Consider the following 22,152-nt stretch of genomic DNA (forward strand, 5'->3'; position numbering starts at 1 on the left):
ATACAAAATACTTAATACTAAAAAAATGGAAGCAACAGAAAAAGATATTTTACGCGGCGGTCAATTCTTAGTAAAAGAAACCAACTGCGAAGACGTATTCACTCCTGAAGATTTTTCAGAAGAACAACAAATGATGCGCGACTCGGTTATTGAATTTAACGACCGAAAAATAATTGCCAACAGAGAGCGTTTTGAAAATAAAGACTATGCTTTTACCGAAGAATGTATGAGAGAAGCCGGAGAAATGGGCTTTTTAAGTGTCGCTGTTCCTGAAGAATATGGCGGCATGGGAATGGGCTTTGTTTCAACCATGTTGGTATGCGATTATATCTCTAGTGGAACGGGATCGTTTAGTACGGCTTTTGGTGCACACACAGGAATTGGCACAATGCCTATTACACTTTATGGTACCGAAGCGCAAAAACAAAAATACGTTCCAAAACTAGCTTCTGGCGAATGGTTTGGCGCATACTGTTTAACCGAACCTGGCGCTGGTAGCGATGCGAATTCAGGAAAAACAACAGCAAAATTATCTGATGATGGTAAACACTACCTCATTAACGGACAAAAAATGTGGATTTCAAATGCTGGCTTCTGTAACCTTTTTATTGTGTTTGCCCGCATTGAAGACGACCAATACATTACAGGTTTTATTGTTGAAAACAACCCAGAAAATGGTATTACACTAGGCGAAGAAGAACATAAATTAGGTATTCGCGCTAGTTCTACACGTCAAGTATTCTTTAACGACACCAAAGTACCTGTTGAAAATATGTTATCGGAACGCGGTAATGGTTTTAAAATTGCTATGAATGCTTTAAACGTGGGGCGTATTAAATTAGCTGCAGCTTGTCTGGATTCGCAACGTCGTATTACCACAACAGGTGTGCAATATGCTAATGAGCGTAAACAGTTTAAAACCCCAATTTCAGAATTTGGTGCCATAAAATCAAAAATAGCCGAAATGGCGACCAATGCTTATGTTGGCGAATCGGCAAGTTATCGTGCTGCAAAAAATATTGAAGACCGCATTGCTATTCGTTTAGCAGAAGGTAATAGCCATCAAGAAGCCGAACTAAAAGGTGTAGAAGAATATGCTATTGAATGTTCTATTTTAAAAGTAGCTGTTTCAGAAGATGTTCAAAATTGTGCCGATGAAGGTATTCAAATTTTTGGCGGTATGGGCTTCTCTGAAGATACCCCAATGGAAGCTGCTTGGCGTGATGCTCGTATTGCAAGAATTTACGAAGGTACTAACGAAATTAACCGTATGCTTTCGGTAGGTATGCTTGTTAAAAAAGCTATGAAAGGTCACGTTGATTTATTAGGTCCAGCCATGTCTGTAAAAGATGAATTAATGGGTATCCCTTCTTTTGATATTCCAGATTATTCTGAATTGTTTACAGAAGAAAAAGACATGATTGCCAAACTTAAAAAAGTATTCTTGATGGTTGCTGGTGCTGCTGTTCAAAAATTTGGCCCAGAATTGGAACAACACCAACAATTAATGATGGCGGCTTCAAATATCTTGATAGAAATTTACATGGCTGAATCGGCTATTTTAAGAACCGAAAAGAATGCCAAACGTTTTGGTGAAGACAAGCAAAAAGAGCAAATTGCTATGGCCAAACTATACTTGTTTAATGCCGTTGAACTGGTTAAGAAAAACGGCATGGAAGGCATTATTTCCTTCACCGAAGGCGATGAGCAAAAAATGATGCTTATGGGGCTAAAACGCTTTACAAAATACACCAACTACCCTAATGTAGTTGCCCTGCGAAATGTTATTGCAGAAAAAGTTAAATCTGAAAATAAGTACAGTTTTTAGGTTTACATTTAGTTAGTTTAATTGGTTAACACCTGTTTCAATAGAAGCAGGTGTTTTTTATTTGTATGTCATACGTCTTAAAACACAAAACACACTCCTTCCATTCGTTAAAAATTGCATAAAGAAAAGCTATCGTAAAAACTTATTAATAGTTTTGTAAGCATTGGCCCGATAGCCGTTAAACCCATTAAAAATGAAACACCTTCTATTCGTTCTATTTACATTTTGCACAATACCTTTGGTGCAAGGCCAAATACTATCGCAAAAAAACACATTTTCCAGACAAGATACCTTGCGTGGTTCTATTACACCAGAACGCGAATGGTGGGACTTAACCTATTACCATTTAAGCGTAGATGTTTTTCCTGAGCGCAAAGCCATATCTGGAAAAAACACCATCAGGTACAAGGTATTAAAACCCCATAAGGTTTTGCAAATTGACCTGCAACAGCTCATGCAACTAACAAAAGCCACACAAAATGGTCAAGAATTGCATATTACTCACGAAGGCAACGCCCACTTTATCACCTTAACCGAAGAGCAAAAAACAGGCGATATAAACACCTTAGAAGTAACTTACAGTGGCACCCCAAAAGAAGCGATTAATGCACCTTGGGATGGTGGGTTTTCATGGAAAACAGATAAAAACGGTAAGCCTTTTATAGCCACCTCTAACCAAGGATTAGGCGCAAGTGTTTGGTGGCCTTGTAAAGACCATATGTACGATGAAGTAGACAGTATGGATATAAGCGTTACCGTGCCTAAAGGCTTGATTAATGTCTCGAACGGGCGTTTAAAGCGTAAAATTGAAAACAACAACACAACCACCTTTCATTGGACGGTAAAAAACCCCATAAACAATTATGGCGTAAACGTTAACATTGGTGATTATGTGAATTTTTCTGAAGTATACCACGGCGAAAAAGGCTCGTTAGATATGGACTACTGGGTGCTGAGCTATAATTTGGACAAAGCAAAAAAACAATTTACCGATGCCCCAAAAATGATGAAAGCCTTCGAACACTGGTTTGGCCCATACCCTTTTTACGAAGATAGCTTTAAGCTGGTGGAAGTCCCGTATTTAGGAATGGAACACCAAAGTTCGGTAACCTATGGCAATCAATATAAAAATGGCTACTTAGGAACCGACATCTCTAAAACTGGGTGGGGCTTGAAATTCGATTTTATCATTATTCACGAAGCTGGCCACGAATGGTTTGCCAACAACATAACCAATAAGGATATTGCCGATATGTGGATTCATGAGAGTTTTACCGCCTATTCCGAAAACCTATTTTTAGATTATTATTATGGTAAAGAAGCTGCCAGCGCCTATGTTATAGGAACTAGAGCTTCTATTAAAAACGATGTCCCTATCATTGGCGTGTACCATGTAAACCACGAAGGCTCTGGCGATATGTATTATAAAGGCGCCAACATGTTACATACGCTTCGACAACTTATTGAAAATGACGAAAAATGGCGACAAATTTTAAGAGGCTTAAACCGCACTTTTTATCATCAAACAGTCTCTACGGAACAGATTGAAAATTATATCAGCCAACAAACAGGTATCGATTTAACAGAATTCTTCAATCAGTATTTAAGAACCACTAAAATCCCGACCTTAGAATACAGCATTAAAAACGGACAACTAAAATACCGTTGGACCACTATTGTTGAGAATTTCGATATGCCCATTATAATGCATATTGATGGGAAAACACAATGGGTATTTCCTAACAGCCAATGGAAAACCATGCCTATAAAAGGCAATAGCATTAAAATAGATCCTAACTTTTACGTTTATGCTAAACAGCTATAAAACATAAGGTTGGTTATTAAAAACACTTCAATAACCAACCTTATGTAATTTTATAATAAGTTTACTCAACGCGTTTTAGGGCTTCAACATCCTCTAAAGTAATGTACTTTCCTTCGGTAGAAATAAGACCTTCTTTTTTAAATTGCGACAAAATACGAATAGCAGACTCTGTTGCCGTTCCCACAATATTGGCATAATCTTCTCTGGAAAGCACGATGTTTAGGCTGCCTTTTTCATCTGTTCCAAAATTGTCGTAAAGGTACAACAGGGTTTCGGCCATACGCTGCTTAACCGATTTCTGGGCCATATCGACAATTACATTATCGGCTGTCCTAAGATCCTCGGCCATGTCCTTAAGCATATCCATCGAAAAGTCGATGTTATTCTTCAGATCGTAAATAATTTCCTGTTTGGGTATAAAACACACCTCCATATCGTTTACCGCAACGGCTCTTAGGTTTGTTGGCTCATCAGAAATTAAAGACCGCTGTCCCAGCAAATCCCCTTTAACCACAAGCTTAAGAATCTGGTCTTTGCCATTGGCGCTTAATTTAGACAGCTTGCAGACACCGTCTTTAATACAATACACCCCGTTAATGTTCTCGCCTTCATCAAAAATAATCTCGCCCTTATTAACAGTTTTGGTTGTTTTACAGCCCGACAGTCTAATTAAATCGTCCTTTCGTAATGTTTTCAAGGAATTAAATTGCCGAATAATACATTGTTCACACTTACTCATACCTATTTTTAAGTCGGTTGTAAAAATACGTAAAACATGACATATATCATATTTATTAGTTGTACTTTTTACAACTTTTGTAGCAGGTAAATGAGCAAATATTATGGGGCATAAAAATTGTTTCCATTGTGGTGATTCTTGTAAGAATGACACCCTTTTTTTTGATGATAAGTACTTTTGCTGTAATGGCTGTAAGACCGTATATGAGATTTTCTCTGAAAACGACCTTACATGTTATTACGATATGCAGCAGTCGCCCGGTGCAACACCAAAAGAGGTTGAGGGCAAATACGATTTCCTGTCTAACAAGAACATAATAGACAAACTTACCGAGTTTAACGATGGCAACACCCAAATTGTTACTCTAACCATCCCGCACATACACTGTAGCTCGTGCATATGGGTGTTAGAAAACCTTAACAAACTTAACAAAGGGGTAACCGCATCTCAAGTTAACTTTGGAAAAAAAACCATTCATATTACCTATAAGGCCAATGTTATTTCGTTAAAGGATTTGGTCTTGCTTTTAAGCCGTATAGGCTACGAACCCTATATTTCCTTAGAGGACTACAATACGGGCAAAAGCACCATAAACAGAACGCTTATTTACAAACTAGGCATTGCCGGTTTTGCCTTTGGAAATGTGATGTTCCTCTCGTTTCCGGAATATTTTGAGCTAGAAGAATACTGGCTAGAACAATACAAGCATTTGTTTAGGTGGTTGATGTTTGGGTTTTCGCTACCCGTGGTGTTTTACGCCGGGAAAGATTATTTTACTTCGGCCTACAAAGGGTTAAAATCTAAAATCCTTAATATAGATGTGCCTATAGCCCTAGGACTTTTAGTGCTGTTTGTAAGAAGCACCATTGAAATCATGTTCGATCTGGGGTCTGGGTTTTTCGACAGCCTTACCGGCTTGGTTTTCTTTTTACTGCTAGGAAAATTTTTCCAACAAAAAACCTACGCCTTCCTTTCTTTTGAACGGGATTATAAATCGTACTTTCCCATTGCTGTTACCAAACTGGCCAATGGTACCGAAACGCCTATACAGGTATACGACATAAAAAAGGGCGACCGCCTTTTAATTCGGAATGAAGAATTAATTCCCGTTGATGGCATCCTTATTAACGGCAATGCCAATATAGATTACAGCTTTGTTACAGGAGAATCGCAAGCTGTTAAAAAGCAATCTGGCGACAAACTTTTTGCTGGTGGCAAACAAACTACGGGTAGCATGGAAATGGAAGCCCTAAAATCTGTTGAGCAAAGCTACCTAACCCAATTATGGAGCAACGATGTTTTTAATACCAATAAGGAAGATAAGTTTACCACCCTTACCAACACCATTAGTAAACGCTTTACCATTGCTGTGCTTAGCATCGCCATAGTAGCTACACTGTATTGGCTGTTTACCGATGCATCAAAGGCCATGAACGTGTTTACGGCTGTGCTAATTATTGCTTGCCCTTGCGCCATTGCCTTGGCGGCTCCTTTTACCTTAGGTAACATGCTTCGTATTTTTGGCAAATTGAAATTCTACATTAAAAACGCTTCGGTAATTGAGCAATTGGCGCAAATAAACACCATTATTTTCGATAAGACCGGAACCATAACCTCCAACAAGCAAACGCAGGTATCCTATTCCGGAACACAGCTTTCTGCATCTGAAGAGGTGCTTTTAAAAAGTACCTTACGAAGCTCTAACCACCCCCTTAGTAGAGCGTTGTACGATATTTTAGACCAGCATAACATTGTTTCCCTAAACCGTTACGAAGAGCATTTAGGGCAAGGCCTTTATGGCACCCATGGCAATAACAGCATAAAAATTGGCTCGGCAAGCTTTGTGGGGCAACCACAAACTACAGCAGAATTAAGCACCGCGGTGCATATAAGCACCAACAACACCTACAAAGGAAAATACACATTTTATAATGCCTACAGGAAAGGACTCTCTAAATTATTCCACAAGCTAAAGCCAGATTACGACCTAGCCATTTTGTCGGGAGACAACAATAGTGAGCAGGAAAACCTAAAAAAGTTGCTCCCTTCAAAAACAAAGCTTATTTTTAACCAAAAGCCTGATGATAAATTGGATTATATAAAATACCATCAAAGTGAAGGAGCTAAAGTGCTTATGGTAGGCGACGGATTAAACGATGCGGGAGCCTTGGCACAAAGCGATGTAGGTATAGCCATTTCAGAAAATATTAATGTGTTTTCGCCGGCATGCGATGCTATTTTAGATGCTTCTAAGCTTAACCAGTTATACGCTTACATAAAAGCATCACAATCGGCTATAAAAATCATAAAATGGAGTTTTGTTTTTTCCTTATGTTATAACCTTATCGGCCTTTATTTTGCTGTAACCGGCCAATTAATGCCAGTTATTGCAGCTATTTTAATGCCTTTAAGCTCTATTAGTATTGTCGTTTTTACTACGGTAGCGACCAATATTTTAGGAAAAAAACTAAACTAAAATAAGGAACATGATTTTTATCATGTTTTAAAAATAAGTGCCATTGTAATTTTGAACCATAACTTCAATAGGTATGAGTGTTATATATATTCTATTAGCAATAAGCATAATAGTAGCTATCGTGTTTTTTATCGCCTTCTTATTAGCTGTAAGAAAAGGGCAGTATGACGATAGTTACACCCCTTCGGTACGCATGCTTTTTGAAGACGAGCTGGTTACCACTAACAAAGAAACATTAACAACCGAAAACGATTAACTTTTATGGAAATTCAACAATTTTACTACGACAACAAGATTGTCAAGAAGTTCTTAATAGCTACCATTGTATGGGGGGTAGTAGGAATGGCGGTAGGATTATTACTCGCATTTATGTTTATATTTCCAAACCTAACCGAAGATATTCCTTGGTTAAGTTTTGGACGCTTACGACCACTGCACACAAACGCCGTTATATTTGCTTTTGTGGGTAATGCCATTTTTGCTGGGGTGTACTATTCTACCCAACGTTTGCTTAAAGCTAGGATGTTTAGTGATGCTTTAAGCAATTTTAATTTTTGGGGTTGGCAACTTATTATTGTTGCCGCAGCCATTACCCTACCGCTAGGGTTTACCTCTTCTAAAGAGTATGCCGAACTGGAATGGCCTATAGATATTGCCATTACGTTAGTTTGGGTAGCTTTTGGCGCCAACCTTATTGGTACCATGATTAAAAGACGTCAACGCCACTTATACGTTGCCATCTGGTTTTATATTGCCACCTTTGTAACGGTAGCAGTGCTCCATATTTTTAACAACCTAGAAGTTCCTGTAAGTGCCTTTAAAAGTTATTCGGTTTATGCCGGGGTACAAGATGCTTTGGTACAGTGGTGGTATGGTCATAATGCCGTGGCATTTTTCTTAACAACACCATTCTTAGGATTAATGTACTATTTTGTTCCTAAAGCGGCCAACAGACCCGTGTACTCGTACAAGCTGTCTATCATTCACTTCTGGTCATTGATTTTTATATACATTTGGGCCGGCCCACACCACTTGCTATACACAGCCCTTCCAGAATGGGCACAAAGTTTAGGTACAGCCTTCTCTGTTATGCTACTAATGCCTTCTTGGGGAGGTATGATAAACGGGCTTTTAACCTTGCGTGGAGCTTGGGATAAAGTACGTGTAGACCCTGTGTTAAAATTTATGGTAGTCGCAATTACCGGTTACGGTATGGCTACCTTCGAAGGGCCTTTATTATCACTTAAAAACGTAAACGCCATTGGCCACTTTACCGACTGGATTATTGCCCACGTGCATGTGGGAGCCCTAGCCTGGAACGGTTTCTTAGCCTTTGGTATGATCTATTGGCTGGTTCCTAGATTGTTTAAAACCAAATTACACTCTGTTGGATTGGCCAACCTACACTTTTGGGTAGGTACCCTAGGTATTATATTATATGCCCTACCACTTTATGTAGCCGGCTTTACACAAGCCAGTATGTGGAAACAGTTTAATCCAGATGGTACCTTAGTATACGGTAACTTTTTAGAAACTGTAACAGAAATTATGCCTATGTACTGGATGCGTGCCATAGGTGGAACCCTTTACATTACTGGTATGCTTATCTTGGTGTACAACGTAATAGTAACCATTAGATCTGGTAGTAAAGTAGAAGACGAATTGGCCGAAGCACCTGCCTTACAACGTGTGTCTAAAAGACGTATTGCTGGTGAAGGATGGCACACTTGGTTAGAGCGCAAGCCTGTACAATTAACCATTTATGCAACTATCGCTATTTTAATTGGAGGTATTATCCAAATTGTACCAACCATTGTTGTAGAGTCCAACGTTCCTACCATAAGCAGTGTAAAACCTTATACGCCTTTAGAATTAGAAGGACGCGACATATACATTAGAGAAGGCTGTGTAGGATGCCACTCGCAAATGGTACGTCCGTTTAGAAGTGAAGTTGAGCGTTATGGCGAATACTCGAAAGCTGGTGAATTTGTTTACGACCGTCCATTCTTATGGGGTAGTAAACGTACCGGTCCCGACTTACACCGTTTGGGCGGAAAATATTCAGACAATTGGCACCTTAACCACATGTGGGATCCACAAAGTACCTCATCAGGTTCTATTATGCCGTCTTACAGATGGTTGGTAAAAGACGAGCTTGACAAGTCGCATACAGAAGCCAAAATGCGTGCCTTAGCAAAACTGGGAGTCCCTTATTCTGAAGAAGAGATTGCCAATGCACAACAGCACATGCTAGACCAAGGTACTCAAATCGAGAAAAACCTGTACACCGATCCGGACTTTGCCGAAACATACGAAGCCGATAAAAATGCAGGAGGCGAGGATTTTATTGAAATGAGAAACCGCGAAATAGTAGCCCTTATCGCCTACTTACAACGCCTAGGAACCGACATTAAAGTAAAAGACCTACAAGCTAACACACAAAACTAATAGCTATGTTAAAATTTGTAAAAAATCATATGGAGAGCATTGCAGGTATAGAAATATACCCCATTATCTCACTTCTTATATTCTTTACCTTTTTCGTGGTGCTTTTTTGGTGGGTGTTTACCGCAAAAAAAGACTACATAAAAGAAGTTAGCAACATTCCATTAGACAACCAAAACCAAACAGAATCATGAAACAGTTTTTTCCATCTTGGGTAAGAGTTCCCGTAGTGTTTTTTATCATCTTCGGATTGATAGAATACTTTGTCGACTCTGGTGAACAACCAGCCTTTATTAAAGAATCTTCAGTCTTGCTATTCTTGCTTTTGGTCCTAATAATTTTAGTTGCTACCGAAGCCATCGTCGCTTCTATGAGCAACATTTTATACCAAAGTTTAGACGAAAAAGGCAAAGCGCGCTATGATGCTAAAAAGGAAGCGCCCTCTGCCCTTGCGGCTTGGGTAAAAAGCACCTATAAAAAACTCTTAAAATCTAAACCTGTAGAAGAAGAGCACGAAATTATCTTAGACCACAATTACGACGGTATTAGAGAGCTAGACAACTCCCTACCGCCATGGTGGTTATACAGCTTTTACATCTCTATCATTTTTGCCGTAATTTACATGTTTAAGTACCATGTTTTTGATGGAGACAACCAATATGTTGAATTAGAGCAAGAGTATGCCGAAGCAAAAATCGCCATCGAAGAATACAAAAAAACCGCAAAAAACCTAGTAGATTTCAACACGGTTGAAGTGCTTACAGAAACAAGCGACCTAAAAGCTGGAGAGGCTATTTATATTGCAAACTGCGTGGCCTGCCACAAAGCAGATGGTGGCGGTGGTATTGGCCCCAACCTAACAGACAACCGTTGGATTTTAGGTGGTGGTATTAAAAATGTATTTAAAACCGTATCTGAAGGTGGTCGTGATGGTAAAGGGATGATTGCATGGAAACAAAGCCTTAAACCGCTAGAAATAGCTCAGGTGTCAAGCTACCTGTTACAATTTCAAGGCAAAACGGCTGCCGAACCAAAAGCTGCAGAAGGCGATATTATTTGGCCTGAAAACGCTGGAGAGTAAAGCACTTAACAGCCCTAAAAAAACACAAAAAATCAAACCAAATGGAAGCTCCAGAAAACGAATCGTTTAGAGACTCTATTGCAACTGTTAACGAAGACGGTAAACGCTCTTGGATATACCCTAAAAAACCAAGTGGCAGCTTTTACCAAAAGCGCAAAGTGGTTAGTTATATTTTACTAGCTTTCCTATTTGTAGCACCCTTTATTAAAATAAACGGCAATCAGTTTTTAATGTTCAATATTCTGGAGCGTCGGTTTAACATTTTTGGGTTTCCGTTTTGGCCTCAGGACTTTCACCTTTTTGTTATATCCATGATTATTGGGGTGGTATTCATCACCCTATTTACAGTGGGCTTTGGCCGTATTTTTTGTGGGTGGATTTGTCCGCAAACCATTTTTATGGAAATGGTGTTTAGGCGCATAGAATATTGGATAGATGGCGATCGCAACAAACAACGTAAACTAGACCGACAAAAATGGGATGCCGAAAAAATTAAAAAGCGCCTATTAAAATGGTTCATTTTTTTACTCATCTCTTTCTTAATCGCCAATATTTTTCTAGCCTACCTTATTGGTAGCGATAAACTACTGCGTTACATTACTGAAGGCCCTGTAGAGCACATGAGTACCTTGGCGCCCCTGCTAATCTTTACAGCAGTATTCTACTTTGTTTTTGCGTGGTTTAGAGAACAAGTCTGCATTATTGCTTGCCCATACGGCAGGTTGCAGGGCGTGCTTCTAGACAACAAATCTATTGTAGTAGCCTACGATCACAAACGTGGCGAAGGTGAAAATGGTAGAAAAAAATTCAGGAAAAACGAAGACCGCGATGCTCTTGGTCATGGCGATTGTATTGACTGTTTTCAATGTGTGCACGTATGCCCAACCGGAATAGACATAAGAAATGGAACGCAGTTGGAATGTGTAAACTGTACCGCATGTATTGACGAATGTGACCACATTATGGAAAGCATTAACAAGCCCAAAGGCTTAATACGTTATGCCAGCGAAGATGAAATAGAAAAGAAAGAAAAATTCAAGCTTACGGCCAGAATGAAAGGCTATATTGCCGTGCTAGTTATTTTAATTGGTGTGCTTTTTGGCATGTTACTTTTAAGAAACGATGTAGAAGCCAGAGTTTTAAGGCTCCCTGGGCAGTTATACGAACATAAGGACAACAACATTATAAGCAATGTGTTTACCTATAAACTAATTAATAAAACCACAAAGACCATCGACCAAGTGACCTTTAAACTCAGAAATTTCGAGGGCACCATAAAACTGGTCTCTGCCAATGAAAACTTTACCGTTCCAGCCCAAGGACTAGCAGAAGGTACTTTGTTTATAGAAATTGATCAAGCAGATTTAGAAGGCGACAAAAACAAACTAATGATTGATGTTTACAGTGGTGATAACCTTATAGACAATACCACCGTTAACTTTTTAGGACCAAGAAGCTACAAATAAAAACAGGAGTTATGAAAATTAATTGGGGAACAGGAATTGTACTTGCCCTTATAGGGTTTATAAGCTTTATCATGTACTTTATTATTACCATGAGTACAAACGATAAATACAATCACGACTTGGTGGTCGAGGACTATTACCAAAAAGAACTCGAGTTTGAAGCCGACATCAATAAAGAAAAAAACGCCTTAGCCCTTAAAGAAAATATTGTTTACAATAAAACACCAGAAGGAGTGGTTATTACGTTTCCTTCTAATCTAGACCCAAAAAACATTACAGGAAAAGTGTTCCTATACAGACCATCTAACAAACAATTTGACTTTGAAGTTCCAATTTCATTGTCAAACCACAATTTGCTCATACCTGACAACCGTTTGTTGGATGGTCGCTGGAACATTAAAGTTGATTGGCAATATAACAATACCTCATATCTTTACAAAAAAGAAATGTCTTATTAAATGCTTTGGTCTGCGTTAATATTTGGTCTTTTAGGCAGTTTTCACTGCGTGGGCATGTGTGGGCCAATTGCGTTTATGCTTCCTGTAGACAGGAGCAACTCTGTTAAAAAAGTAAGTCAAATTACCCTATACCACGTGGGGCGTATATTGGCTTATGCCCTTATTGGTATATTTTTTGGAATGGCCGGTAAAAGCCTACAAATCTTTGGACTTCAACAACAGTTATCAATCGTTGTGGGCATCCTTATGATTGTTATTGTTATCCTGCCCTACAAAACCTTTAACAAGTACAACTTCTCCAAACCCTTACACCAAGCCATTTCTAAACTAAAATCTAAATTAGGACAAGCTTTAAAGAAAAAAACCGCCGACACCTTTTTAACCATTGGGTTTTTAAACGGGTTTCTCCCTTGCGGCTTGGTTTACATGGCCGTGTTTGGTGCTATGGTTACCGGCTCTGTTATTAACAGTGCGCTTTATATGGTGTTGTTTGGTTTAGGAACCATTCCTTTAATGACCACCGCCATATACATCGGCAAATTTTTAAACACCACCATTAAACAACGCATACAAAATGCCATTCCCGTTTTTGTTGTTATCATTGGGCTGCTTTTTATTTTAAGGGGCTTAGGACTGGGCATTCCCTACCTATCGCCTGCTCCAGCAGTAAATGTGGTAAACAGCAATATAAATTGCCATTAGCCAATTAAAGCAATATATTTGTTTTCATTCTTAAGTTATTATGAAGCACATCCTTTTACTCACAGATTTTTCAGACAGTGCAAACAACGCCATTAACTATGCCCTATCGCTATTTAAGGGCCAGGCAGTACACTTTTATTTGTTGCATGTTCATAAATCTGGAAGCTTTACTTTAGATGATTTAATGGCTGGCAACAACAAAAATGTTTACGATGCCATTTTAAAGACCGAAAAACAAGCTTTAGAAACGTTTAGAACCAAACTAGAAAACGAAAACAACAATAGCTTGCACCAGTTTTCATCGGTAATAGATTACGACAACCTATTAAGTGCCATTAAGCAAATTTCAGCCTCCAGAACCATCGATTTAATTGTTGCCGGTTACGATGGGGCTACCAGTGTTTTCGAAATGGTTTTTGGTTCAAACACCTTGCAAATTATAAGGCACATAAACCTCCCTACCTTGGTTATTCCTGAAACATACAGCTTTACACCACCAAAGGATGTCTTATTACCCCTTGATAAAAACGACAGGCTTAACACGCCAGAATTCAGCCGCCTTTTAGGACTGTTAGATGTAAAGGCTACCCATTTTCATGTGCTGCGAATGAACGATGAAAACAATGCCATGCACAACGAAGATACCGCTGCCTTAAAATCTAAAGTTGATTTGTTTACTTATCACACATTAAAGGAAGTGTCCCTAGCCGATGCCGTTACCACCTACAGGCAGTTAAATGCTATTGATGCTATTGGGCTTATGGTAGAAGAAGAGGGGTTCTTTAAACGCTTAATTGCTGAGTCCCCAAAAACAACAATCAGCAAAAGCTTAAGTTTGCCCCTGCTGATTGTTCATCATTAAAAAATAACCCGATGTATTAAATCTTAAATGTCATTACTGGTAAAGTGGCATGGTTGGCAACATCTTCAGAAATACTGCCTTCAAAGAAATGGGCAATGCCCTTTCTACCGTGGGTCGCGATAGCAACCAAATCTGCCTGAATGTTGTTAGCATGGTTTAAAATTCCTGCTTCAACGGTATAATCCGCAACATAGCTGGTATGGGCTAGTCTGTTGGTATTGCCTTCGGCACTGTTTAAAAAGTCGGATACCTTATTTCTCATTTCTGTCGAATTCAAGAATCGTCCTGGCGTATTTACATAAACTAGGTGTACGGTGGCTCCCATACCCTCGAACTTAGCAACGGCCTCGTTAAAAATGGCTGTAGACTCTTCTGAAAAATCGCTGGCAAAAATAACATTTTTAAATTCGGTAGACTCCAATCTGTCCTTAATAACCAAAACAGGAATACTAGAATGTCTTACCACTCTCTCGGTATTAGACCCTACAAAAACTTCTGCCAAACCGCTGGTTCCCTTCGATCCCATTACAATAAGATCGGCACTGTGCTCTTCTGCTACCTCACTAACTTCACTAAATACTTTAAAGTGCTTTACAATAGGTGTTACCTCAATACCGTTTAGATAGTCCTTGTTTAAGAATTCCTCAAACCGTTTTTCGGCAAGCTTTAAAAAGAATACGGCCTCTTCGCTTTGCTCTAAACTGCCTTTGGTCAATACGGCATCAGAGAGCTCTAACATGTGTAAGGCTAGCACCTCGCCTCCATTTTGTTTGGCAATAACAGCGGCAGTTTCTAAAGCATAATCTGAATAGTTTGAAAAATCTATAGGTACTATAATTTTTTTCATTTTTTTATTGTTTTAGTTGAAAAATTTATGTCTTTTTTGGAAGGTTTAATCTACTGCATTTCCCGTTAATACACAAGGAAAAACAGAATTTTAAACCGTCATCGAAAAGAGCTGTTTTTGAGGTTGTTTCCTCTGCAATAACAAATCGAAGGCCATGCATACATTTCTAACAAAAGGGGTCCCTTGTGGTGTTAGCATAAGTTGGCTATCAGTAATTTCAATTAATTTATCCTCTACCATTTCTTGAAGCCGTTGCAACACATCGTCTAGGCCTTCAAACTGCATTTCTGCATCATGCCAATGTGTTTTACCATGGCACATAAGGTTTAAAATATGCTTTCTAATGGTAAGGTCTTCCTGGTTGAGGATGTGCCCTCTAAAAATCGGGATGATGTTTTCGTTAATTAAATGGTAGTATTCTTCAAGGCCTTTTACATTTTGCCCAAAGCCGTACCAGCTGTCCCCAATAGAAGACACGCCCAACCCAATCATCATTTGTGTTTTAGAGGCTGTGTACCCCATAAAGTTTCTGTGTAGGGTTTCGTTTTGCATGGCCAAATACATGCTATCTGTTGGTAGAGCAAAATGGTCCATGCCTATTTCTGTATAACCGACTTCCTGCAAGAGCTGCTTGCCAGTTTCGTACTGCTCTCTCTTAGCCTCTGGCGATGGCAAATCAGACTCCTTAAAGCCGCGTTGGCCATTACCTTTTATCCAAGGCACATGGGCATAACTATAAAAAGCAATACGGTCTGGTTTTAGCTGTTTGGTTTTGGTTATGGTTTCTATAACGTGGGCTTGGGTTTGAAACGGCAGCCCAAAAATAATATCATGGCCTATAGAGGTGTAACCAATTTCCCTTGCGGTTTCGGTCACAAATTTAACGTTCTCGAAAGGTTGAATTCTATGAATGGCTTTCTGTACGGTCTCGTTATAATCCTGCACACCAAAGCTTACCCTTCTAAACCCTAAATCGTACAGGGTTTGCAAGTGCTCGCGCGTGGTGTTATTAGGATGCCCCTCAAAGCTAAATTCGTAGCCGGGAGCCAATGTGGCCTTGCTAAACAAGCCTTTTATTAGTCGGTTTAAATTGGCTGGTGAAAAAAATGTGGGGGTACCTCCGCCCAAGTGTAATTCTTTAATGTTTGGTTTTTCATCAAACAAATCGCAATACATCTGCCATTCTTTTAAAATGGCTGTAATGTATGGCGACTCCACTTCATGCCTTTTGGTAATACGTTTGTTACACCCACAAAAGGTGCATAAGCTTTCGCAAAAAGGCAAATGGAGGTACAAACTTATGCCCTCGGTTGAATTGCTTTCTTTAAAGGCTTGCTGTAAAGAGGTTTTCCACTGGGCTAACGAAAACGTAGCCATGTCCCAAAAAGGAACCGTAGGGTAACTTGTGTACCTTGGCCCTGGAACATTATACTTGTCTACTAAAGATTGTTGTCTCATACCTAATATTTTACGTCAAAAATACCTCAGCTACCAAAAGCAAACAATGACATTTATCATATAAAGCACTCCAATTCTTTTACATTTTCTTAAATAATGCTTATCTTTCCTCTTCACTAAAAACAAACTATTTCAATGAAAAAAATAAGTTTTTTAACCCTAGCACTAGCCTTTACATTGGCTGCTTGTAAAAAAGAGAAAAAACAAGAAACCCCTGCTTCTGCAGATGTTCAAGAACAAGTAGAAGAAGTTAAAGAGGTTAAAGAAGAAATCAAAAAAATTAAAGTAGCCTTAGCGGCCAAAAGTGGCAGCGATGTTACGGGCAATGCCGTTTTTACCGATGAGAATGGCACAGTTACCATGGTTGCTGTTTTTGAGGGCCTTACCGAAGGAGAACACGCCATTCACTTGCACGAAAAAGCAGATTGCTCTGCAGACGATGGTACATCAACAGGTGGACACTGGAACCCAACCGCACAACCGCATGGCAAATGGGGCGATGCACAAGGGTACCACAAAGGCGACATTGGTAACTTTAATGCCGATGCCAATGGCAATGGTACCATAACCTTTAAAACCAACGAATGGTGTATTGGTTGTGGAGACCCTAATAAAGATATTTTAGGAAAAGCCGTAATTGTACACCAAGGTGTAGACGACTTTACCAGCCAACCAACAGGTGCTGCCGGAGGGCGTGTAAGCTGTGGTGGTATTATAGAATAATTAGCATTTGTAATATTAACATTAAAAAGTCTCATAAAATGAGACTTTTTTTGTGACCAAACTTTAAAATGAGGTCTTAAATATAAAACTTAAAGTCTATATTAATGCCCCTTTTATTGTTTTACAAACTGCTTATCGGAATTCAAATCATTACAATATTGGTGTTGTTAGTCTTAACTTTTATAACTTGGAGAAACTACAGAAAATCCAAGAAAAGTTATTTAAAAAACAGCCAACATAAGCTCTAAGTCTGCTTTAGCTTAAAAGCTTTAACATTAGGTTATTTTTTTTACCAAACCATGTAAAATTCTAAATTTACCTATATTTACATATCAATTGTTTAAAGCTTATGAATCCTTCGGCAAATGGCTGGATTAAAAAACTTTTAAAACTCGACAACGAAAGTGCTGTATGGTTAAACAGCGACTCCGAAAAGTTTTACAATAGGTTACGCCATGTTGGCTTTATTTACGGTAGTAACATTAACACCCTAAAACCCGGGTTAAGCGAAGACACGCTTTCTGAAGAGGAAATTTGCAAAATAAACTTCCTGCTTGCTTTAAAATTTTGCTACGATGAGTTTTCGGGGGAGCATCCCGATTTTATTAAGAGTGTTATTGCGTTTTACACTCAAATAAACGCCCATAAACCCTCTGTTTTTTCGGAGTTTTTAGGCGAAAAGAAAACATCTTCCCTCCTTGAGAAAATCATTCATAAACGCATTCAAATAGACGATAATATTATTGAGCGTAGTTTTAATTACTTTATAACAAACGCCTTACTTTTTGTTGATGTATTGGCCTATAGGAAATTCTTACAGCACAACCGCATTTCCGAAACGTACATTAAAAACCTTGAACTCGCCATAGAAACTACGGTTATTGAGGTGCTAAACATTAAAGAAAAGAAAACAAAGTACGACAAAAGTTTGATTGAACTTGTTGAGCAATCCCTGCGCTACAGTACAAACAAAAAGGTTAGCCTTAAAGAAGCTCTGGCTCCCATAACCCTTAGGCTTGAAAAGTATTACATTTTAGATATTGCCTGTATGGCCACATGGAGCGACTTAAACATTGAACAAAACGAAGTTGATATTTTACAGGATCTGGGCCAGTTGCTAGATCTAGACGACGGCATGATAACAACTGCCATTAACAACATAAAACTGTTTTACAGTGCCCATAAAGATAAAATTGCGCTTTTAAGCTCGAAAAACATTGTAAAAACCTTTTACTCCAACTCCAGTAAAATGGTTAGCAAGCTTATCTCCAGAAATAGCAAACGCTTACAAAGGGAACTAAAAGAGAGCCAAGAGTTGATGAAATTGCTTAGCCAATCGACTGTTAGGGACTTAACCGAGGAGGAACAAAAAAAAGTACAAGACCAATTGTTGGATATTTTTAAATCGATTCCTAGTTTGGCTATTTTTATGCTTCCGGGAGGCGCTTTACTTTTACCTCTGGTTATTAAGTTTATCCCCAGATTATTACCCTCTTCATTTGACGACAATAGAATTGAAGAAGATTAGCCTTTTTACGTTAGCCAGTTTTTAAAATCCTTTACCCGCTCGCGAGCTACAATAATATCCTGTTCGTTATAGTTGTTTAACATGATTTGCAATCGCGAATTGGTATAGCTTACCATATCCTTTATGGCATTAATGTTTACATAAAACGTACGGTTAACCCGATAAAACTGGTTAGGTTCTAGTTGGGATTCCAACTCTTCTAGGGTATTGTCTATTAAATAGTTTCTCCCTTCTACTGTGTGCAAGTAAGTGCCCTTTTTCTGGCTAAAAACGCATTCTACATCGCTTACGTTAATCAATTTTAAATGCTGCCCTATTTTTACCGAAAAGCGTTCTTTATACACTCGCTCAACGGGGTTTACCAAAAGGTTTTTTATTTCTGTAAAATCTAATGAAACCGTTTGTTGTTGGTGGTAATTAGTCTTAAACTTTGTAATGGCTTGCTGCAGCTCGTCATCATCTATGGGTTTTAACAAATAGTCTATGCTGTTTAATTTAAAAGCCTGCAGGGCGTACTCGTCGTAAGCTGTAGTAAATATAATGGCCGATGTTACTTTAACGGTTTCGAAAATCTCGAACGAAAGTCCGTCGCTTAATTGGATATCTAAAAAAATAAGCGTCGGGTGCGTGTTGTGCTGAAACCAATTTATAGCAGCCTCTACCGAATGTAGCATGGTTTGTACTTCTAGTCCGTTTTTTTCCAGCATACGCTGTAACCGTCTTGCCGATGGTTTTTCGTCTTCTATAATAATAACCTTCATGTTTTTATAATTGGCTGTTTGTGTTATTTTGCGTTAGCGATTGTAGCAAACTACCGTGTAGTGCGGAAAGCGCGACCTCGAAACGGGTTTCGAGGGAACGCCCAAAAAATTACGCTATTGGTTGTTTTTTGCATCTTGCTCCATAAACTGCTTTATTTTACGTGCCTCCCAGTTTTTTCCCATAATAAAATTGGGGGCATATACGGTTAAAGCATGTATTAAAAGGCCTACGCCCCAAAACATTGCTGTGCTAAAATTTTCCCATTGAAAAAAGGATTTGCCCGAGGATGTGTAATTGATGTTAACCACCAAAAAAAGGTGTTTACAACAAGGTATACCAAGGCATGCATGTAAAGTCCTTTTAGTTGTTTTACGCGTTTTCTTGCGCGATTTAAACGTTCTTGCTCTGAAAAATTTGGTGCCATAACTACTGCCATTTTGAGGTGGTTTCGTTTTCTTTTTTAAGGATTTCCTGAATTTTTCGCTCCTCCCATGTTTTACCATAACCAAACACGCCAAAGGCATGAAAAACCAGCCCTATGCCCCAACCTAAAGCGGGAAACCAAAACCAATGAAACTCCCAATACGTTTTGTAATTAATAAAAATTAAAAAGGGAATTACAATGCAATACGAAAGAACATTGCTATAAAACCCTTTAATTTCCTCTACATGTTTTTTGGCTCTGTAGTAAGCGTCCTGTTGCTTTGTTGTTTGTGTTTCCATAATTGAAATTTGTTTTGTTAGCATGGGAATTGCCACGGCAAACCTAGCTGCTTCTTGATTGATGATTATACTTTTATTGGTTAACAGCCCATAGCGCTGCTTAATGTTACTTAGACCAACACCGCTACTCTTTTTTACAATTTGTTTGGGCTGTAGGTTGTTTTCAACCACCAGATTTCCATTTTTTTCGTAAATGCGGATGTTTAATGGTCTGGTTTCGGTTACTGTGTTGTGCTTTACCGCGTTTTCCAACAAGAGCTGTAAGGATAGCGGGACTACTTTACTCTCTGGATTGTTGGCCTTTTGGGGAATGCTAAAAACTATACTGTCTTCAAACCGCATTTTTAGCAAGGACATGTATACCCTAGCAAAATTTAGTTCCTCATCTACAGCAACCAAATCTTTGTTTTTTTGCTCTAGAACGTAGCGATACACTTTAGAGAGTCCTGTGGTGAATTTTTGGGCGCTTTTAGGGTTTTCTTCAATTAAACTGTTAAGCACGTTTAAGCTGTTGAACAAAAAATGGGGATCTAATTGGTTTTTTAGAGCATCGAACTTTGCACTTGCCGTTCCTGCTATTACCTGCTGCTCCTTAATTCTGTTTTGCTGGTATTTGTTGTAAAAATACACCAAATGAAAGATGGCTACAATGGTTAATGTAATCCATAAACCAAAGGTGTAGTTGCCAAAACGCTCGTTTGCCACAAATGCCTTAAAGGTTTCGCCATTAAAATAGAGTGCGGTTAAAGCCCGCAGCACAAACAGTCCTATTAAGGTAATAACACATGATCCCAAAACGCCCACTGCAATGCGCTTAACACTGCTGTTTTCGTTCCAGTGCCGATCGTTTAAAAACTGAAAATAAAACATGTTGCTGTAGCCTAGTAGAAAGGCATACGCTTGGTAAAACATAAAATTTACCAACAGATCGTTAACCGAATTAAAATGAAAACCCTTCCTGGATAGAGAGTTTCCTATTCCAAACACCACCGATCCGATAATAAAGACCACAACGCTATTTTTTATATGTTTTTTCATTTTACGGACTTAGATGGTACCTAAATGTAACAACTATTTGTTTTTTGATATAATAAAACCGTTCGTTTTTTATTGATAGTACAAATATTTAAAATGTTAAGGGCATTGCAAAAACACTGTTTCTGAACTGTATTATTTGTACGACGAACTGTTATGCCATAAAAAAAGCCCGGTGTTTTCCGGGCTTTTAATAGGTATGATATGTAATAAGATTGTTATTTAATCTCTACCAACTCTAGTTCGAATGTAAGTTCTTGACCAGCTAAAGGGTGATTGCCATCAACAATAATGTGATCGTCGTTTACCTCGGCAATTCTAAATTGGTGTTCTCTGCCATCTTCTCCTCTAGAAACCAACCCCATGCCTATTTCTGGTGTAATGTCTTCTGGTAATTGGGCTTTGTCTACTTTATGGAACAATTCCTGCAAGATTTCGCCATAAGCATCTTCTTTTGCAATGTTTACGGTTTTCTTTTCGTTAACTTTCATATCGACAATAGCCTTTTCAAAACCAGGAATTAACATGCCCTGTCCTAAGGTTGCCTCTAAAGGCTCGCGCTCTAAAGAGCTATCGAATACTTGACCATTACTTAGTTTTCCTGTGTAATGCACTCTTACCGTATCATTTTCTTTTACTTGACTCATAAACTGTGTGTCTTTGTTAAATTTTAAGTTTGTGCGAAACTATCATTTATAAATTGAACATCAATGGTATATGGGAAAAATCTGGTGTAATTAAGATAATCTTAACGTTCATTAACGCTTTGCTTTAATTTTGATAAAAACAAAAAAGTTCTCTTAAGAGAATAAACTTCCTAAGAGAACTTTTGTTTTAATTTTTGTCGGGGTGGCAGGATTCGAACCTGCGACCTCCTGCTCCCAAAGCAGGCGCGATGACCGGGCTACGCTACACCCCGAAAAGTGTAAAATTCGTAGTGTAGTTTATCTCGAGCTTGTCGAGAGGCTACACCCCGAAAAGTGTGTATTTTTAATTAAATCCCTAAAAAAAAGCTTTTATAACCATACGTTATTTTAGGCTTAAAAATAGAGGTTGCAAATATAATGCTTTTCTTCAATTAAAAATACTTTTTGTACTTTAAATTAATAAAACCTATTCCAGACCTATAAGCTTTCTTTTTTTTACATAAATTCGACATTCAACATCTGGTTGGCTTAATTATTTATTAATAAG

General features: G+C 38.5%; 21 protein-coding genes and 1 tRNA gene. 13 read left to right on the forward strand and 9 right to left on the reverse strand.

Annotated features, from left to right (window positions below):
• Positions 1–25 precede the first annotated feature (25 nt).
• Together IA57_RS01100 and IA57_RS01105 are read left to right on the forward strand one after the other, a co-directional pair.
• Positions 26–1,828, forward strand: a complete 1,803-nt coding sequence (locus tag IA57_RS01100; protein ID WP_036118121.1) for an acyl-CoA dehydrogenase family protein — start codon at positions 26–28, stop codon at positions 1,826–1,828.
• A gap of 193 nt (positions 1,829–2,021) precedes the next feature.
• Positions 2,022–3,653: a M1 family metallopeptidase gene (locus IA57_RS01105; RefSeq protein WP_036118123.1), complete on the forward strand. Its 1,632-nt coding sequence runs from the start codon at positions 2,022–2,024 to the stop codon at positions 3,651–3,653.
• 61 nt (positions 3,654–3,714) lie between these two features.
• On the opposite strand, the gene IA57_RS01110 is transcribed toward IA57_RS01105, so the two are convergent.
• Positions 3,715–4,392, reverse strand: coding sequence for a Crp/Fnr family transcriptional regulator (locus tag IA57_RS01110; protein WP_036118126.1), 678 nt, complete (start codon positions 4,390–4,392; stop codon positions 3,715–3,717).
• A gap of 103 nt (positions 4,393–4,495) precedes the next feature.
• Here IA57_RS01110 and IA57_RS01115 point away from each other — a divergent pair, with 103 nt between their 5' ends.
• The 9 genes from IA57_RS01115 (at position 4,496) to IA57_RS01155 (ending at position 13,882) form a co-directional block, all read left to right on the forward strand.
• Positions 4,496–6,868, forward strand: a complete 2,373-nt coding sequence (locus tag IA57_RS01115; RefSeq protein ID WP_036118130.1) for a heavy metal translocating P-type ATPase — start codon at positions 4,496–4,498, stop codon at positions 6,866–6,868.
• Positions 6,869–6,941: 73 nt separating this feature from the next.
• Positions 6,942–7,124 carry a cbb3-type cytochrome oxidase assembly protein CcoS gene (ccoS, locus tag IA57_RS01120; RefSeq protein WP_036118133.1) on the forward strand — a complete coding sequence of 61 codons (183 nt, stop codon included), beginning with the start codon at positions 6,942–6,944 and terminating at the stop codon, positions 7,122–7,124.
• 5 nt (positions 7,125–7,129) lie between these two features.
• Positions 7,130–9,316 (forward strand): cytochrome-c oxidase, cbb3-type subunit I, encoded by a 2,187-nt coding sequence (ccoN, locus tag IA57_RS01125; RefSeq protein WP_036118136.1) that lies wholly within the window; start codon positions 7,130–7,132, stop codon positions 9,314–9,316.
• 5 nt (positions 9,317–9,321) lie between these two features.
• Complete coding sequence (locus IA57_RS01130) at positions 9,322–9,507, forward strand: cytochrome c oxidase subunit IV (protein ID WP_036118139.1); 186 nt, start codon at positions 9,322–9,324, stop codon at positions 9,505–9,507.
• Positions 9,504–10,394 carry a cbb3-type cytochrome c oxidase N-terminal domain-containing protein gene (locus IA57_RS01135; RefSeq protein WP_036118141.1) on the forward strand — a complete coding sequence of 297 codons (891 nt, stop codon included), beginning with the start codon at positions 9,504–9,506 and terminating at the stop codon, positions 10,392–10,394. Before IA57_RS01130 ends, IA57_RS01135 begins: the two co-directional genes overlap by 4 nt.
• Positions 10,395–10,435: 41 nt before the next feature.
• Positions 10,436–11,860, forward strand: a complete 1,425-nt coding sequence (gene ccoG, locus IA57_RS01140) for a cytochrome c oxidase accessory protein CcoG (RefSeq protein ID WP_036118144.1) — start codon at positions 10,436–10,438, stop codon at positions 11,858–11,860.
• Positions 11,861–11,871: 11 nt separating this feature from the next.
• Positions 11,872–12,318 (forward strand): FixH family protein, encoded by a 447-nt coding sequence (locus tag IA57_RS01145; protein ID WP_036118148.1) that lies wholly within the window; start codon positions 11,872–11,874, stop codon positions 12,316–12,318.
• Positions 12,319–13,020: a sulfite exporter TauE/SafE family protein gene (locus IA57_RS01150; RefSeq protein ID WP_036118151.1), complete on the forward strand. Its 702-nt coding sequence runs from the start codon at positions 12,319–12,321 to the stop codon at positions 13,018–13,020.
• A 40-nt stretch (positions 13,021–13,060) separates the two neighbouring features.
• Positions 13,061–13,882 carry a universal stress protein gene (locus IA57_RS01155; protein ID WP_036118154.1) on the forward strand — a complete coding sequence of 274 codons (822 nt, stop codon included), beginning with the start codon at positions 13,061–13,063 and terminating at the stop codon, positions 13,880–13,882.
• 16 nt (positions 13,883–13,898) lie between these two features.
• On the opposite strand, the gene IA57_RS01160 is transcribed toward IA57_RS01155, so the two are convergent.
• Complete coding sequence (locus tag IA57_RS01160) at positions 13,899–14,729, reverse strand: universal stress protein (protein WP_036118157.1); 831 nt, start codon at positions 14,727–14,729, stop codon at positions 13,899–13,901.
• Positions 14,730–14,819: 90 nt separating this feature from the next.
• Entirely contained in the window at positions 14,820–16,187 is a 1,368-nt protein-coding gene (gene hemN / locus IA57_RS01165; protein WP_036118161.1) for an oxygen-independent coproporphyrinogen III oxidase, read from the reverse strand.
• A gap of 135 nt (positions 16,188–16,322) precedes the next feature.
• Here hemN and IA57_RS01170 point away from each other — a divergent pair, with 135 nt between their 5' ends.
• Both IA57_RS01170 and IA57_RS01175 read left to right on the forward strand, forming a co-directional pair.
• A complete protein-coding gene (locus tag IA57_RS01170; RefSeq protein WP_036118165.1) occupies positions 16,323–16,910 on the forward strand; it encodes a superoxide dismutase family protein in 588 nt (195 codons plus the stop codon).
• A gap of 349 nt (positions 16,911–17,259) precedes the next feature.
• Positions 17,260–18,438, forward strand: a complete 1,179-nt coding sequence (locus tag IA57_RS01175; RefSeq protein WP_036118168.1) for an LETM1-related biofilm-associated protein — start codon at positions 17,260–17,262, stop codon at positions 18,436–18,438.
• A 5-nt stretch (positions 18,439–18,443) separates the two neighbouring features.
• Here IA57_RS01175 and IA57_RS01180 read toward each other — a convergent pair whose 3' ends face one another.
• The 6 genes from IA57_RS01180 to IA57_RS01200 form a co-directional block, all read right to left on the reverse strand.
• Positions 18,444–19,199 carry a LytR/AlgR family response regulator transcription factor gene (locus IA57_RS01180; RefSeq protein WP_036118171.1) on the reverse strand — a complete coding sequence of 252 codons (756 nt, stop codon included), beginning with the start codon at positions 19,197–19,199 and terminating at the stop codon, positions 18,444–18,446.
• Positions 19,200–19,313: 114 nt separating this feature from the next.
• Positions 19,314–19,508, reverse strand: a complete 195-nt coding sequence (locus IA57_RS12685) for a 2TM domain-containing protein (protein WP_236625361.1) — start codon at positions 19,506–19,508, stop codon at positions 19,314–19,316.
• A complete protein-coding gene (locus IA57_RS12785) occupies positions 19,427–19,636 on the reverse strand; it encodes a 2TM domain-containing protein (protein WP_373283068.1) in 210 nt (69 codons plus the stop codon). Before IA57_RS12785 ends, IA57_RS12685 begins: the two co-directional genes overlap by 82 nt.
• Complete coding sequence (locus tag IA57_RS01190; RefSeq protein WP_036118174.1) at positions 19,627–20,961, reverse strand: 2TM domain-containing protein; 1,335 nt, start codon at positions 20,959–20,961, stop codon at positions 19,627–19,629. The genes IA57_RS12785 and IA57_RS01190 overlap by 10 nt, the downstream gene beginning before the upstream one ends.
• 215 nt (positions 20,962–21,176) lie before the next feature.
• The gene (locus IA57_RS01195) at positions 21,177–21,605 is read right to left on the reverse strand and encodes an FKBP-type peptidyl-prolyl cis-trans isomerase (RefSeq protein ID WP_036118177.1); all 429 of its coding nucleotides are present in this window, start codon (positions 21,603–21,605) and stop codon (positions 21,177–21,179) included.
• 197 nt (positions 21,606–21,802) lie between these two features.
• A tRNA-Pro gene (locus tag IA57_RS01200) sits at positions 21,803–21,877 on the reverse strand.
• Positions 21,878–22,152 lie beyond the last annotated feature (275 nt).

Origin of the sequence: Mangrovimonas yunxiaonensis (genome assembly GCF_000733475.1) — a bacterium.
In the GTDB taxonomy this organism is placed as follows: Bacteria; Bacteroidota; Bacteroidia; order Flavobacteriales; family Flavobacteriaceae; genus Mangrovimonas; species Mangrovimonas yunxiaonensis.